Source organism: Hyalangium sp. (assembly GCF_035629615.1).
Classification (GTDB): domain Bacteria; phylum Myxococcota; class Myxococcia; order Myxococcales; family Myxococcaceae; genus Hyalangium.
In genome coordinates this window covers 1-15,018 of sequence record NZ_DASPHO010000006.1, presented here as the reverse complement: position 1 = coordinate 15,018, position 15,018 = coordinate 1, and the positions used below count along the sequence as shown (strand labels likewise).

Genomic DNA, 15,018 nt, shown 5'->3' with positions numbered 1-15,018 from the left:
CGAGCTCGCCGGAGACAAGGACTTCCGCCGGCTCGACGGGAAGGACCAGCGGAACCTCATCGACGCGGTGGCCTCTCAGCGAGGAGACCGCTCCGCTCGGAACGCCTTGGTGGACCTGGGGACTTCGGGCGGCTTCCGCCGGCTGCACGACTCCATGCAGCGGCAGCTCGTCAATGAGCTCGAGAAGCGCCGCCAAGGAAAGTCCGAGGCACGCTTCGGCAAGGCCGCACTGGAGCTCGCTGACAGCGCGAGCTTCCGGCGCCTGTCCCCGGACGTGCAGAGCCAGCTGGCGAAGGCCATTGCTCCCGGGCGTCCTTCGAGCCAGGCCTCTCGCCAGGCGATCACCGAGCTCGGGACGAAGCCAGAGCTCGCGAAGCTTCCGCCTGCCACCCAGCGCAAGATCCTGGAGCACCTGCCCCCTCCCCGCGCGGGCCGTGAGGCGAGCGTCGACCACCTCGACAGGCTCTCGGAGCTCGTGGACGGTGGGGACTTCGGGCAGCTCCGGCCGGAGCTGCAGGGCCGGGTGCTCGACGCCATCCGTCCGGGCCGGCTCGAGCCCGAGCACGAGCAGACGCTGGTGGATCTGGGCTCCAGCAAGGGCTTCGCCGCGCTGTCCGCCCCGGAGCAGGATCGGCTCTTCCAGTACGTCTCGGGGACAAACCCCCTCTCGCGCTTCGTCCACGTGGGGCTGGGAGACAAGCTCCTGGAGGACGGGTTCCAGAACGCCAGTGCCGCGGGCCAGGCCGACCAGCTGAGGGCCTTCCTCCGGGATCAGCCCTCCGTCCCCTCTGTGGCCTCTTCGTTGGGAGGCAGCTTCGCGGCTCGTCCCTACACCCTCTCCGGGCCGGTGGAGGCGCCGGGACACGAGTTCCATTCCGGGAAGGCGGATGCCCTCCGGTATGAGGTCGAGATCGAAGGTCAGCGCATTCCGGTCTTCATCGGGAAGGACCAGGACGCACAGCGTGGCGCCTACCACTCGATCGATGAGGTCGCGCAGGCGCTCTCCACCCTGCCTCCTGCGAACCGTGCACTGGTTCAGCAGGTGAACGTGGATGGCAACCGGAACCCCGAGGATGCCCACTGGGAGCAGGTCTACGGCGAGCCCGGCTTCCGTTCGTACATGACGGCGGGAGCGGCGGGGATTATCAGCATCTACCCCTCGGACGGAAAGCAGACCCAGGAGTTCATCAACTCCTCGTTCATCCACGAGACGGGGCACACGCTGTCGCATCGGCACTGGGGATCGGATGAGAACGATCCGCGCTGGAATGACTACAAGGCGGCGATCGCCAGTGATGGCTTCGTGGCCTCCGACTATGCCCGGAATGCGCCCACGGAGGACTTCGCGGAGACGCTGGTACTGTACCAGAAGGTCCGCGGGACTCCTCAGGAGGCCGAGGTGCGCGCGCTGATGCCGGCCCGCTTCCGCATCATCGACGAGCTCATGGCCCGTCCTGCGCCCCCAAGAACCACCCCCATGTCTGCGTCTCAGCTGGCCGCGAGGTACATCCGCGCCTGAGCTCATGAGCAAGCCCAAGCACCCAGGCTTCATCCGTTACATCGATGGCAAGACCCAGCAGGAGGTCCGCCGGCTGGACATCTCCCAGGTGCCAGAGTCGCTGCAGTACGCGCAGACCCCGAACGGCTGGGTCCCCGTGGTGAAGGTCGTCTCCCTCGTGGAGGGCCCTCAGCGCACACTGAGGGAGTATGGGCCTGCGGATGAGCTGCTGCGCTCGACCGTGCAGGTTCGCTCCTCGAACGTCTCGGGTGAATGAGGTCGAGCTCAGTCGAGTTCAGGCTGAGACTCGAACCTTTTCCTGGAGCGCGCGTGCGCTACGCTCGCGCGGACGTCCTTCCCCTGGAGCTCATGCCCCCCCCTCGCCGCCCAGCCTCCGATGGCGACACGCCGCCGCCGGCCGACAGGCCATTCTCGCTGGCGCCAGGCGAAGCGTTCACCTGGCACTCGGAGAGTGACGCGCCCGCGCCCACGCGCCTGTCACCCGTGGATGATCGACTCGGCGCAGACGCCGCGCTCAAGCGCCTGCGCCGCGGCGAGTACCTGCTGTACACCGGCGATTTCCACAACGCCAAGCAGCTGCTCGGCGCGATCACCCGGCGGCTCGGCCACTCGGAGAAGGCCCGCTCACCGCTGGAGGCATTCCGGGCCGAGCGGCGCGCGCGGCACCTCGAGCACGAGACGCTCTCGCGCATCGTGGTGGCGCTCGACAGCTCCTACCGGCTGGGCCTCGCGCGGGCACCGGACGTGGCGCTGGCCTGCCGTCAGGTGTGGGGCGAGCCCGAGGCCCCCGCCACCGTCGTCCCCCTCAAGCAGCTGCTCGGCATGCTCGGGGCCGCGGAGTGGCGGCGCAAGGGCTTGGCCGTCCCCGGCCTCACTGGCCTGCTCCACCCCCACTATGGCGTCTACCTGCCGACCCGCACCGACTATGTCGAGCTGCTGCTGTCGCTGCCCCACGTGAAGGGCAAGCGCGTCTTCGACGTGGGCACCGGCACCGGCGTCCTCTCGTTCCTGCTGCTGCAGCGTGGGGCCGAGTCCGTGGTCGCCACCGACTGCGACGCCCGGGCGGTGGCTTGCGCGCGCGAGAACGCGGAGCGGCTCGGACTGGCACGGCGCTTCCAAGCCCTGGAGGCCGATCTCTTCCCGGAGGGCAAGGCGGATCTGGTGATCAGCAACCCTCCGTGGATCCCCGAGCCCCCCAAGAACCGGGTGGACCGCGCCGTGTTCGACGAGGACAGCCTCTTTCTGCGGCGCTTCCTGGAAGGGCTCCCCTCCCATCTGGCTCCCGGCGGCGAGGGGCTGCTGATCTTGTCCAACCTCGCGGTGCTGCTGGGCCTGCGTCCCCAGGGATGGCTCGAGGAGCAGCTCACACGCTGCGTCCTGACTGTGAAGTGGACCCGGTCGACCCCGGCTCGGCACTCCAAGGCCAAGGACCGCTCGGATCCGTTGCACGCCGCACGCTCGCGCGAGGTCACCACTCTCTACTGCCTGGTACCCGTGCCCGGCGGCGCCTGAGGACACTTCCTGGTCGCTTGAGGGATAACCTGCCGCTCTCTCTCGGACAGGTAAACCTCCTCCCCTCATGACCGACCTCCTCACCCCTGAGACACTCCCCGCGCTCGCTACCCGCATCGAGCGAGCCCAGGCCGCCCAGAATGCCGCCTGTGCGCGTGCCTCCGCTCGCGGCGTTCCCCCTTTAAGCATCGCGGGCGGAGAGGTCATCTTCGCTGGCCCTGGCTCCCCTCTCACGCAAGCCGTGGCGCTCGCGCTCGGACAGGAGATCACCGCCGCCGAGCTCGACCAGGTCGAGGCCCTGCTCGGTCGCGAGCCCGGCCCCATGCAGATCGAGACCTGCCCCTTCACGCACCCCTCCCTGCTCGCGCTCCTCGCCGAGCGGGGCTACCGGATCTCCGAGTTCCAGCAGGTGCTGGTGCGCCCAGTGGAGCCCCTGGAGAGCGCTCCCTCCGGGCTGGAGGTCCGTCCCCTCCGTCCCGGCGAGGAGGAGCCGTGGGCCCGGGGGATCTTCGAGGCCTTCACGGACAGCGTGCCCCAGGATCCGGCGCTCCTCCAGCTCATGCTGCCTGCCACCCGGGCCGAAGGGACGACGTGCTTTATCGCCCTCATCGACGGAGAGCCTGCTGGCGGCGGCACGGTGGCGGTGCATGACGGGATCGCCACCCTGTCGGGCGCGGGCGTCAAGCGAGCCTTCCGCCGGCGAGGGCTCCAGACGGCGCTCGTGCGCGCGCGGTTGGACTTCGCGGCACGCCAGGGCTGCACCGTGGCCTCCAGCGGCACGCAGCCTGGGACCACGTCCCAGCACAATCTGGAGCGGCTGGGGTTCCGCATCGCCTACCCCAAGGTGGTGCTCGTCCGGGAGAGGTAAGGATTTTCGCTGACCCCGTCGTCTCTCTGGGCGCTGGAATTCCCCGCGATTTCTCGAGGACCTCCGGGGAACCGAGCTGCCCGCAAGGAGACGGTGAGCGATGACTTCGGGACAGAAGAAGGGGTGGGCGGGAGTCTGGGCCTTGGGCCTGGCCTCCCTCGTGGGAATGGCGTGTGGGCCGGCGCAGCTCGAGGGAGAGCTCGCTCCCCCCAGGGTGGCCGAGGAGAGCGAGGGCGCCCTGGTCAACGGCGGAGCGATCGAGAACCCGTCCTTTACCACCTTCCGGACGGCCCTCCCCGTCAACACCTGGCCTGCCAACTTCGACTTGACCCAGGGCTCCCAGCTCCTGGGGGACATCACGACCCTGTTCCCCGCAGGCCCGCTGTCCGGCTCCACCCATGTGACTTCCTCGGCCTTCACCGTGCCGGCGGCCGCGCAGAGCCTGCACCTCGAGTTCCTCACTGGGAATGCGAGCAACGGCGCGCACCGCGTGCCTCTGTACCTCGAGGTGCTGAGCGGCCCCTCGTACTCCACGGTCACCCGCATCGACGAGGACACCCTCTGGAGCTCCCTCGATGAAGGCTGGCGAGGCGGAAAGGTCAGCCTCCAGGCCTTCGCGGGACAGAGCATCAAGCTCCGCTTCACGACGTGGAACCACGGAGAGGCCCGGGCGAAGTTCCGCGCCGTCACCCTCCACACCGAGGTCCCCCGCTGGCAGCTCTCCAACGGCCGCACCGGCCAGCTCCTCTCCTTCGAAGGCCCGACCGGGTCGCCGTACCTGCGGCTCAGCGAAGGGAACCAGTCCGCCACCACGGAGCTCTTCACCCTGCCGGCGGGCGCCCAGACGCTGCGCTTCAAGTTCAAGGTCGGGAACGTCGGGGACGGCCTGCACCGCGTGCCGCTGTACGTCGAGGTCCTGCACGGCACCATCGCCACCCGCATTGACGAGGACACCGCCTGGGGCTCGATGGTGGAGGGCTGGAAGAGCGCGGTGCTCAACCTGCAGCCCTTCGTGGGCCAGAACATCCGGCTGCGCTTCACCACCTGGAACCATGGCAACGCGCAGGCCTCCCTCGGAGGGTTAGGCCTCTACACCGAGCTCCCCGGCTGGACCTCCTCCAACGCGGGGTGGACCCTCATCACCGAGCAGCAGCGCCTGCCGTCCACCGACAAGGTGACTCCCGACAACGCCGACTTCAGCACCGGGCTCACCCCGCTCGACACGGCGCCGCTGAACCCGGCCTTTGACGAGCCCATGCAGCCTTCGGGAATCGTCATCTCGCCCGCGTCGTACACCCTGACGGGGGGCATGTCCCTGACGAGCGCGCCCTTCACCGTCAAGGCCACCGTCCAGAGTCTCCGCCTGCGCTTCATGACGGGCAACGCCTCGGACCCTGCGCACCGGGTACCGCTCTACGTGGAGGTGCTGACCCAGGGCGAGTTCGCCGCCGCCACCCGCATCGATGACGACACCCTGTGGCGCTCGCTGGGTGAAGGGTGGACGGAGGCTGTGCTCGGCCTGCAGGCCTTCCGGGGCAAGACGGTCCAGCTGCGCTTCACGAGCTGGAACCACGCGGAGGCCCGCGCCGCCGTCGACTCGCTCACCCTCCAGACCGAGGTTCCTGGCTGGGAGGTCTCCAACGGCCGGACCGCTCGGCTCGTGAACGACGGGCTCGCCACTGCCCACCTGTGGCTCACCGAGGGGAATCAGACCGCCACGTCCTCGGACTTCCTGGTCCCACTGGGGGCCCAGTCCCTGCGCTTCCGTTACACCATGGGGAACAACAGCGATCCCCAGCACGTGGTGCCGCTCAACGTGGAGGTGCTCAGCGGCGAGGGCTACAGCCTGGTGACCCGGATCGACGATGACACCTTGTGGAGCTCGGCCGCCGCCGGCTGGAAGACGGCCATCCTCAACCTGCAGCCCTTCAAGAACCAGCGCATCAAGCTGCGCTTCCGCACCTGGAACCATGGCGAGGCCCGGGCCCGGATCGACGCCCTCCGCCTGTACACCGAGACGCCCTCCTGGGAGTCTTCCCACGCCGGGAGGGCCCGCATCGAGGCCCCCGCGGGCAACCCCTTGCTGTGGCTCGAGCAGGGCAACACCTCCGCCACCTCCACGCAGTTCAAGGTCCCCGCCACGACTCAGTTCGTCACGTTCGACTACCTGGTGGGCAACGTCACCGATCCCGCCCACAGAGTCCCGCTGTACGTGCAGATCCTGAGCGGGCTCAACTTCGTCACCGTCACGCGCATCGACGGCGACCTGTACGGCGCGACGAATGACGGCTGGCGGACCGCGCGGCTGGATCTGCGGTACTTCAAGGAGCGCATCGTCAAGCTGCGCTTCCTCACCTGGAACCATGGTGCGGCGCGGGCCCGCATCGACAACATCGCGTTCCAGACGGGTCCGGACACCCCCGTCCGCGGCCCGGACTACCCCCTGGCGGGAAACTTCCTGCACCTGATTGGTGGGGACCGGATTGTCACCACGTCCGCCTTCACCGTGTCCTCGCCCTCTTCGACGCTGCGGTTCAAGCACCAGCACGGCAACATCGAGGACGGTGCCCATCGCGTCCCCCTCTATGTCGAGGTGCTCAGCGGCCCCCAGTTTGGCACCCGGACGCGCATCGACCATGATCTCCTCTGGCGCACGCTCAATGAAGGCTGGCAGGACTCCGAGCTCTCGCTCAGCGCATTCCAGGGCCAGCTCATCAAAGTCGCCTTCCGGAGCTGGAACCACGGGAATGCCCGGGTCCGGCTGGACGAGCTGAACGTGGCAGGGGATGGCGACCAGCTCCCGTTCACGCCCTGGGAGCTCCCGGGGCCCTCCGGGAGCTGCCTCGGCTTCGAGCTGGGCCAGGCCTATGGGCGGACCTGCACGGCCTACGCCTATGGCCGGGGCTGCTCCGCGGACCCGGAGGATCAGGAGATCTACGCCGCCACCAACTACATGCACTCGGGCCTGGACTTCTCGCTGCCCATGAAGACGCCGCTCTACGCGGTGGCCTCCGGCACGCTGGTGTGCGCGGGCCAGGGCAACTGCAACTGGCCCTCCGACACGCCCCAGGCCGGGTGGACGCTGGCCAACGGGACGACCTGCTGGGACGGCAACTGCTGTCCTGCTCCGGGCTCGCCCGACGCCGTGCAGTACTTCTCCGCGGGCTGCGAGGGGAGCGGTGTCTCTCCCACCAAGCACCGCCTGGTCCTCCGCACTCCTGACAATCGGTTCATCGTCTACGGCCACATCTGGGCGACCGCCTCCGGGCTGACGGTGGGCTCGACCGTGTCGGCGGGACAGCTCCTCGGCTATTCCGGCTCCGCCAATGGTCCGCACCTGCACTACGAGGTCCGCGACATCAACAACCGGGCCTATGATCCGACGAACTTCTTCGCGTCGAACGTCCAGACGGCGATGCTGCGAGACACGAGCGCGGAGCACTTCTGCCAGGGGGACTACGGCGATCAGCCCGTGACGGTGTTCGGCACCTATGACGGCTGGATGAAGAACGGCTGCACTCCAAGCCCCCGCTCAACGGGCAGCAAGGTGCTCCGCTGCCAGTTCTGCAGCTTCTCGGCCGATGCGGTGGTGTGCATGGGTGCGCCCACGGAGTGAGGCTGTTCGGTCTCGACACCGCGGATGCGATGGGCGGCATGTGGAATGCCGCCCATGGCCCTCATCGACGCTCAAGAGCCGGGGGGACGCTCCTTGTTCAAGGGCGCGTACTCGCCGTCGAAGTGACGCGTGATGATCTCGAGAACTCGCCTGCCTTGCATGGTCTTGACATCGCTGGTGATCTTCCTGCGCCATTTCTCATAGTCGACGATCGGCCGCTGATGTCGCTTCGCATAGATGAGCAGCTGAACCAGCAGCTCGAGGCTGTCGAAGTCCTTCGCGATTCTCCCGTCAAGTCCCCTTCTCTCGGCAAAGTCCGACCAGTTCTTTTTCAGGGACGCGAGACCTGGGAGCGCCTTGTGCGTTCCCAACATCGACAGGTACTCGATCCACTGTTTCGCATCGGCCCGGTCATTCTCCGTCTTGTTGCTCGGGAGCTTGTCCCCGGTGAAAGCCTCGCTCACCTCGTGCAACAACAACATCCGCAGAATCTTGTCCTTTGAGTAGTCTGTCGATTCAGGCAGATAAACCCAGGCGAGCAGGAACGCGCCATACATGTGCTCTGCGACGGACTCTACCCGCTCGCCCCCGTTCTGCTCGCCCCAGCCTTGACGCAGCTCCGCCTTCAGCGCGTAGAGATCCTCGATGACAGCCCCAGACGAGAAGACTCTCCGCTCGAAGGTCTTCTCGATCATCTGGAGATAGACCATCAGCTCCGGGCAGAGGAACTCGAGCTGCAGCTCACGGGGACTCGAGAGGATCTTCGTCACGAGATGCAGAATCCGCTGCCGATCGGGTTCTTCCAGACAGCCAGCTTCGTAGCGGTGAAAAGCCAGAGAGCAGAGCGAATAGAGCTCCAGCTCGAACAGGGGCGGGTAGTTCTCCTTCCGAGCGATGGCGCCTTCAAGATGCTCGTAGTGCTTCTCGAACGTGCGAGGGCACGGAGCGAGCTCGTCATGGTAGACAGGCTCTTTCGTGGGAATGAAGGGGACGTCCCCGTAGTACTCGATGAGGAAGCCACGGTTCAGCAGATCCGCCTCGGGATCCTGGATGAGCGCCTTGATATAACGTTGAGAAGCCTGCCATCTTGGATCTTCGGCTTTGGGGGACTGCGACCCCTGCTCGCCTTTTGGATTCAGGATGATCAAGCTGATCTCGATGGTTCTCTCGAGCAGCTTCTTGATGTTGGGCTCGAGCTCCGAGGCTGCGAGGACCTGCCGCTGCTTCTTCAGCAACTTGGAGGCCTTCGTCCTCGAGTCGCGATTATCGACACGCCCCAGAAGGAAATACATGATGGCATGCTTGGACACTGGCGTGTGGTCGAAGATCGCCTCCGCAGCGTCGACCAGCAGATACAAGTTCTTGTCGAGGGCCGTGATCAGCTCCCGGCAGAACCGGGTGATCATCCACGGATAGATATAGGAGAGAATCTGGTGCGTGCCTGCCGGAAGTTGGCCTCCTCTGGCCGCCTCCAGGAGGGTGCCGACGATGTGCACCGCGACCAGGAAGTAGCGAGCTGTCTGATGTGACTCATGCAGAAGGTGCCATGAGACCAGATCAGCGCCCAGCTCCTCCGGGGCGATCGTCTCCCGGAGGACTTCGTACCGGAAGGCGAGCTCGGCGGGCCGCTGGAGGCCAATGAACCCCTCGCTGAGAGCGCCCTGCTTCTTGAGATAGCTCGTGCACTCCCGCCCCAGCAGCTCACTCAAGTTGCGTGGGGCCCGGGAGTACCGGGTCGAGGAGAGCAGTATCCAGAGCATCCGGCAGTCGAGCTCTTCCAGCTTGAAGTCCTGAATCTGTTGCGTCACACGCTCGACCATGTCCTGAGAGACAGGTCCATGGGCTTGCGCGTACTGGCGAACGACCTCCTCGAAGTCCCCCTTCCGCGTAGAGACCCCCTTGAAAGAGAGCAGGCTCGCCAACCGGGTATAGGAGTCCTCCTGCCGCTCGATGCGATGGCCGACGAGGAGGGAGAGGTGCTGACCCACAGGGCACTGGGCAAGCGCTATCTGGCCAAGATTCTTGCGGAAGCGGCCATGAGCGTCGAAGTGATCAACGAGGATGATGAACCTCTGCTGGCGTCCCGCCAAGGTGATGTATGGCGAGAGATCCTCCTGCAGGGCCGCGCGGGCCTGCTCGAAGTGCGTCGACGGTGGGCCCTCGTAGCTCCTCGTGTCGTAGCTCGCCAGGTCGATGTAGAGGGGGATCGGGGCTCCCTCGGGGCTTCTCTCCCTGCGTTCGCGCAGGTACCAATAGAGGGCTGCAAGAAAAGCGGTCTTCCCGGTGCCCGCCGCCCCATCGATGCTGAGCGGAAAGGATTGACTGAACTCCTCGAGCATCGCCGCCGTCCGCTCCAGGAGTGTCGTCTGCCCCTTGGACGCAAGGGGCCTGGGCTCATGAACGACGAACTTGAAGAAGCTCGCGTACTCGACAGGGGAAGGGCTCGGGCGTTGACGAAAATGCTCGGGGAGGTGGTGCTGTTGGACGAGGCGGCTCAACTCCACCTCGAGCACCGAGATGTTGGTGCGGGAGATTGAACCGCGCCGGGGCTGCCTGGGCTTGCCGGAGCCCTGAGGTTCGGCGCTGTCAGGAGCGGCTGGCGGAGCAGCCCTCGTCGGGAGGGAGGACCTGCCTTCCGGCTTGGTGATCGAGGCTTCGACGTCCTTCAAGACCTCGAGGACCTGGGAGGCCGAGGTGGGGCGCCTCTCAGGGGCGGCCTCCAGCAGCTTCTCCACGAGCTCGCACACGCGCGAGTAGCGCTCGGGGAGTGCCTGGCGCAGACGCTGAGCTCCTCCTTCTGGTCGGCTCCCCACCAGCGCCTCGTAGAAGATGACGCCTATCGAATAGAGATCCGACCGCACGGTGGGGTTCCTGCGAAGGTCCTCGAGCTCAGGGGCCGTGTAGCCCAGCGTGCCAGGTGCTCTCAGGTGTTGCGCTGGAGCGAGCCCCTTGCGCGGCTCGAGGAAGTGGGCCGCACCCAAGTCGACGACTCGAACGCGCCACCCCTTCTCGACGTCGACGACAATGTTCACGGGGTTGAGGTTGCAGTGGATGATTCCTTGCTCGTGAGCGTGCTTGATCGCCTCCACGAGCTGCCGGACGACGAGCAGCGCGGTCTCGAGGGGGAGCTGCTTGCGCTCATCCAGAATCGCGCGGAGGTTCTTGCCCTCCGCGTACTCCAGGATGGTGTAGCGGTAGGTGGAGGTCTTCTCGTTTGCATGAATCTTGACGAAGCCGCCGTGCTCGAGAGCGCTCAGTGCCTCACTCTCGTTGTTGAAGTATTGGGCCGCCGCGGCGCTTGCCTGCTGTTCAATCAACACCTTCATCACACGGACTTGATCCAGGCTGCGATAGCGCACCTTGTACGCCCAGCCCATCGACCCTTTGCCGAGGGGACTCAGGATCTCGTATTGGGGGGGAGGCGCGATGGAGATGGCATCAGAGGGAAGCGCAGGTTGAGAACCGCTCCGGGGGACTCTCACTCGCTTCTGCGCTTGCGCTTGGAGGTGCCACGGCCCGAACCGGAGACGCTCGCGCTCGGCCGCGGCCGCCGCCACAAATGAGCGCTCCTGCGCATCATATGAGCGCCGAATTCGCCACCCGCCCTGCTCCTCCTCCAGCAGGATGATCTGGTAGCCGATGTCGAGGTTCCAGTGCTGGCGACCGTACTGTCCGACCCCGGCGCTTGCCCCCGCCACGACGGAGAGGATCCAGTCGCCTGTAGAGTCCTCATCGTGCCAATCCACATGTTGGTGCCCATGCACTGCGAGCTGGAACTGGTGCTTCTTCAGCCACTTCCGGATCTCAGGTGCGCCCTCCATCACGCTCATGTCTTTCCGAATGCCTGTCGGATTGGCGAGGTGGTGATGCATCACCGCGATTCGGAACGGCGCCGTGCCACTGACTCGGAGCAGCTCTTCGGCCCGCTGCCGTTGATGGTGGCCCACCGCCCCACCCGCATACAAGCCGCGATCGTGGCCCTCACACGAGTTGAAGCCGATGAGCTGGACACCCAGCTGCTCCCTGAGATCGAACAGCTCCACCTGCTCGTGCGCTGGCCTGCCATACACCCACGGCCGAGCCTCGGCGTAGAACCCTCTCCAGATACTGGAGAAATGCGCGTAGCGCTCATCCGCTGTCTGAGCGTCTCGGAGCTCGTCGTGATTGCCCGGGACGAGCACGAAGCGGTCGCGCCCGAGGGAGAGCTTCTTCGAAAGCCTGACGAGGAAATCGGTGGCCAGTGCGACTCCGCTCTTCTGCCCCCGATCCAGCAGGTCCCCCGAGACGATGACGAGGTCAGGCGTCCAGCCGTGACTCTCGAGGTCACTCAGGATGCTCTCGAGGAGGCCCCGCTGGTTGTACGCGGGTTCATCAAAGGCAGGCCATTCTGGAGTGTTCCAGTAATGAGAGCTGGGGAAGCGCTTGGTGCCATCGGCGAAGTGCAGATCCGTCAGATGGAGGATCGTCAGGGGGAGGCGGGGGGGGCGGCTCGAATCCTGGGCAGAAGGCAAAGGGTTGCTCTAAGTGAGGTTTCAATTCGCACGTCTCTGGCGTGACTATACTTGCGGTAAAGAGTCCCGTGAAGCGGACGGGGGGGCGTCGCTGTGGCCGCCACCGGACCCTGGCCGTGCGGTGGCTGACACTACCTGCTTCGACTGGTACGATCTGATGACGAGTGACGTGGAGGCCGCCAAGGCTTTCTACTCGAAGGTCATCGGCTGGAAGACCTCGAAGTGGGAGCAGGGCGACTACGAGCTGTGGAACGTGGGCGAGCGGGGCATCGGAGGCATGATGCCGCTGAGCGCAGACGCGAAGAAGAAGGGCACGCCTCCGCACTGGATGGCGTACATCGAGACCGACGACGCCGACGCCACGGCGAAGCGGGCCCAGGCGCTGGGGGGCCAGCTCCACTGGGGGCCTGAGGACATCCCCTCTGTCGGCCGCTTCGCTGTACTACGTGACCGTCGACGACAACGACGCCACCGTGGCGACCCTCCAGAAGAACGGCGGACAAGTCCTCAACGGGCTCATGGACGTCCCGGGCGGAGGAAAGGTCGCCCAGTGCATGGATCCCCAGGGCGGTGCGTTCGCCATCTTGATGATGGGCAAGACGTAGCCGCTACGCGGACCGGGTGCTGGCACGTGCCTCGTCGCACTCCTCGCAGTGCTCCTCCGGCGGACAGAGAAACACGAGAGGGTCCGAGGCGAGGAGCTCGGCAGCGACGGCGACGACATCGCGTGAGTCGCACAGCCGCGCCTGGGCGTTGCCCACGAGGCCTTCGCGCTGCAACGCGCGCGCGCGCAGCGGCTCGTCGATGAGGCGGAAGCCCCGGCAGCAATGGTCGGTCTCGGGGATCATCACCGTTCGTGGGTGCCCCTCGATCTCGACAACGCAGGGGTGCTCGACGGAGTAGGGGACGCCCGCGATGGCCTCCGCCAGGTGCAGCGTCGTGTTCTCGCTGTGGCTCACGCCAAGCAGCAACACCTGTCCGGCAAGGTCATGGACGCGGCCCACCGGGCTGTCCGGACCGTGCGGCGGCGACAGCGGCTGGGGTGCGCAGATGCGCTCTGCCATCGGCCCCGCGGCCGCGAACGAGCCGCCTGGATGCGTGCTGCGCCGCACCCCCGGCCGTCTCCAGAACAGCTCGGCCGTGATGCCCATCCCGGACGTCGGCGTCGACGTAGGGTCGAAGATCGTCTCGCCGTCGGTCATCGTCGGCATGACCAGCGTGCCCTCCTCCCCGAGCGCGGACCTCAGCGCGCGAAGCAGCCCCAGAGGGCCGCCTTCCATCGGCCGCACCGCTCTGAACGACGTGTGCACGAGCAGCACGCCGCCACGACGCACGCCCAGGGCCCGAAGCTGGGTGGCCACCTGCTCGACGCTCAGCTCTGCCATCACGCTGCTCCTTCAGGCCCAGCGCCACAGGGAGGGAGCTCGCAGGCTCCCTGGCCTCAGCGGACCTCTGCGCCGGTGGGGCAGTACCGCTGGGTGACGCTCACCAGCTCCTCGAGCTTGAAGGGCTTCTTGAGGAGCTCCGAGACCTTCATCTCCCGGGCGATCTGGACCACATCCCGGAATGCGGAGATCACCACGACCGGAATGGACGCCAGCTCCGGGCTCTGGAGCTGCTCCTGACGGAAGGCCCTGCCGTCCATCCTGGGCAACATGAGATCAAGGAAGATGAGGCAAGGCTGTGGCCCGGGGGCTCGCAGCTTGTCCAGCGCCTCGAGTCCATTCTCGGCGCCCACGGCCTCATAGCCGTGGTCCTCGAGGACCTCCATCAGGCTCTGGCGAATCTCTTCGTCGTCCTCCACGACCAGGACTCGATGGGCGGGCATCAGTGCATCCCCTCGTTCTTCTCGGGCTCCGCCGGGGCGTGCGCGCTGGGGGCCAGGGGCAGCCGGATGGTGAAGCAGGCTCCTCCCTCCGGCAGGTTGCGCGCGCTCACCCCCCCGCCGTGTGCCTGGACGATCTCCCGGACGACGTAGAGCCCGAGCCCCATGCCACCGAAGTGGCGAACCTCGGCGGCTCGCTCGAAGCGCTCGAAGATGCGCGCGAGGGCGGCCTCGGGGACCCCGGGGCCTCTGTCACGGACCTCGAGGACCACGGTCTCTCCCTCCTGGCCGATCGACACCTCGATGGGCGTCTGGGCCGCGTACTTGATGGCGTTCGACACCAGGTTGCTCACCACCTGCTCGATGCGGAGGCGATCCCATATGCCGAAGACGGCCTGGTCGGCGCGGAGGCTGAGCTCACAGCGTGCCTTGGTGGCGGAGTCCCGGAGGCGCTCGATGGTCTCTCGCACGACCTCGACGAGCTCGAAGCGCTGTCGGTTCAGCTCGAAGTGTCCGGTCGCAATGCGCGAGACGTCCAGGAGCGCCTCGACGAGGTCGGTCAGCCGCTCGGTGCTCCGGGCCGCCCGGTCGACCCTGGCCACCATCCGCTTGTCGAGCTCCTCACACCGCTCGCGCAGGCTCTGGAGCTGGAGCTGGAGCGCGGTGAGGGGCGTCTTGAGCTCATGGGAGGCGATGGAGAGGAACTCGTCCCTCAGGCGAATGGCCTCCTGGGCCTGGGCCACCCGCAGCCGCTCATTCTCCAGCTTCCGGCGCTCGGTCAGATCGCGCGTCACCTTGGCGAAGCCGAAGTGGCGGCCCTTGGAGTCGTAGAGCGCGGTGAGGATGACATGCGCCCAGAACTGAGAGCCGTCCTTGCGCACCCGCCAGCCTTCCTCCTCGTAGCGGCCCTCGCTCAGCGCCAGCTCGAGCTCTCGCTCGCACTTGCCGGCGCGGAGCTCCTCTTCCGGGTAGAAGCGGGAGAAGTGCTGCCCGATGATCTCTTGCGCCTTGTAGCCCTTGATGCGCTCGGCGCCCAGGTTCCAGGTCGCGACACGCCCCGCCGAATCCAGCATGAAGATGGCGTAGTCCCTCACGCCCTCGACGAGCAGGCGGAAGCGCTCCTCGCTCAGGCGGAGCTTCTCCTCTGACTGCTGGCGGTCCGTGAGA

10 protein-coding genes and 1 pseudogene are annotated in these 15,018 nt (G+C 66.6%); 7 read left to right on the top strand and 4 right to left on the bottom strand.

All coding sequences use genetic code 11. The features are described 5' to 3' along the window. From VD972_RS00170 to VD972_RS00150, 5 genes are all read left to right on the top strand, one after another. Positions 1-1,519: hypothetical protein (locus VD972_RS00170; RefSeq protein WP_324978891.1), on the top strand; the 1,519-nt coding region annotated here is incomplete at its 5' end. A gap of 4 nt (positions 1,520-1,523) precedes the next feature. After that, on the top strand, positions 1,524-1,775 hold the full coding sequence (locus VD972_RS00165; RefSeq protein WP_324978888.1) for a hypothetical protein: 252 nt from the start codon (positions 1,524-1,526) through the stop codon (positions 1,773-1,775). A gap of 92 nt (positions 1,776-1,867) precedes the next feature. After that, entirely contained in the window at positions 1,868-3,031 is a 1,164-nt protein-coding gene (locus VD972_RS00160) for a methyltransferase (RefSeq protein ID WP_414653957.1), read from the top strand. 67 nt (positions 3,032-3,098) lie between these two features. Further along, positions 3,099-3,899, top strand: a complete 801-nt coding sequence (locus VD972_RS00155; protein ID WP_324978882.1) for a GNAT family N-acetyltransferase — start codon at positions 3,099-3,101, stop codon at positions 3,897-3,899. Between the two features lie 100 nt (positions 3,900-3,999). Further along, positions 4,000-7,515, top strand: coding sequence for a M23 family metallopeptidase (locus VD972_RS00150; protein ID WP_324978879.1), 3,516 nt, complete (start codon positions 4,000-4,002; stop codon positions 7,513-7,515). Between the two features lie 71 nt (positions 7,516-7,586). On the opposite strand, the gene VD972_RS00145 is transcribed toward VD972_RS00150, so the two are convergent. Then, positions 7,587-12,026 (bottom strand): protein kinase domain-containing protein, encoded by a 4,440-nt coding sequence (locus tag VD972_RS00145; RefSeq protein WP_324978876.1) that lies wholly within the window; start codon positions 12,024-12,026, stop codon positions 7,587-7,589. 157 nt (positions 12,027-12,183) lie between these two features. Here VD972_RS00145 and VD972_RS45355 point away from each other — a divergent pair. Both VD972_RS45355 and VD972_RS00135 read left to right on the top strand, forming a co-directional pair. After that, a pseudogene (locus VD972_RS45355) lies at positions 12,184-12,420 on the top strand (VOC family protein); the annotation flags it as partial. A gap of 13 nt (positions 12,421-12,433) precedes the next feature. Next, positions 12,434-12,631 (top strand): VOC family protein, encoded by a 198-nt coding sequence (locus tag VD972_RS00135; RefSeq protein WP_324978894.1) that lies wholly within the window; start codon positions 12,434-12,436, stop codon positions 12,629-12,631. Between the two features lie 3 nt (positions 12,632-12,634). On the opposite strand, the gene VD972_RS00130 is transcribed toward VD972_RS00135, so the two are convergent. From VD972_RS00130 to VD972_RS00120, 3 genes are all read right to left on the bottom strand, one after another. Next, positions 12,635-13,411 (bottom strand): AAC(3) family N-acetyltransferase, encoded by a 777-nt coding sequence (locus tag VD972_RS00130; RefSeq protein ID WP_324978870.1) that lies wholly within the window; start codon positions 13,409-13,411, stop codon positions 12,635-12,637. Positions 13,412-13,467: 56 nt separating this feature from the next. Beyond that, positions 13,468-13,854: a response regulator gene (locus VD972_RS00125; protein WP_324978867.1), complete on the bottom strand. Its 387-nt coding sequence runs from the start codon at positions 13,852-13,854 to the stop codon at positions 13,468-13,470. Beyond that, on the bottom strand, positions 13,854-15,018 hold a 1,165-nt coding region (locus tag VD972_RS00120), incomplete at its 5' end, for a PAS domain-containing sensor histidine kinase (RefSeq protein WP_324978865.1). The genes VD972_RS00120 and VD972_RS00125, both read right to left, overlap by 1 nt.

What these genes read in the sequence shown, in the direction of transcription:
- VD972_RS00165 (WP_324978888.1), top strand. Translation starts at nt 1,524, where the DNA reads ATGAGCAAGCCCAAGCACCCAGGCTTCATCCGTTACATCGATGGCAAG.
- VD972_RS00160 (WP_414653957.1), top strand. Translation starts at nt 1,868, where the DNA reads ATGCCCCCCCCTCGCCGCCCAGCCTCCGATGGCGACACGCCGCCGCCG.
- VD972_RS00155 (WP_324978882.1), top strand. Translation starts at nt 3,099, where the DNA reads ATGACCGACCTCCTCACCCCTGAGACACTCCCCGCGCTCGCTACCCGC.
- VD972_RS00150 (WP_324978879.1), top strand. Translation starts at nt 4,000, where the DNA reads ATGACTTCGGGACAGAAGAAGGGGTGGGCGGGAGTCTGGGCCTTGGGC.
- VD972_RS00130 (WP_324978870.1), bottom strand. Translation starts at nt 13,411, where the DNA reads ATGGCAGAGCTGAGCGTCGAGCAGGTGGCCACCCAGCTTCGGGCCCTG.
- VD972_RS00125 (WP_324978867.1), bottom strand. Translation starts at nt 13,854, where the DNA reads ATGCCCGCCCATCGAGTCCTGGTCGTGGAGGACGACGAAGAGATTCGC.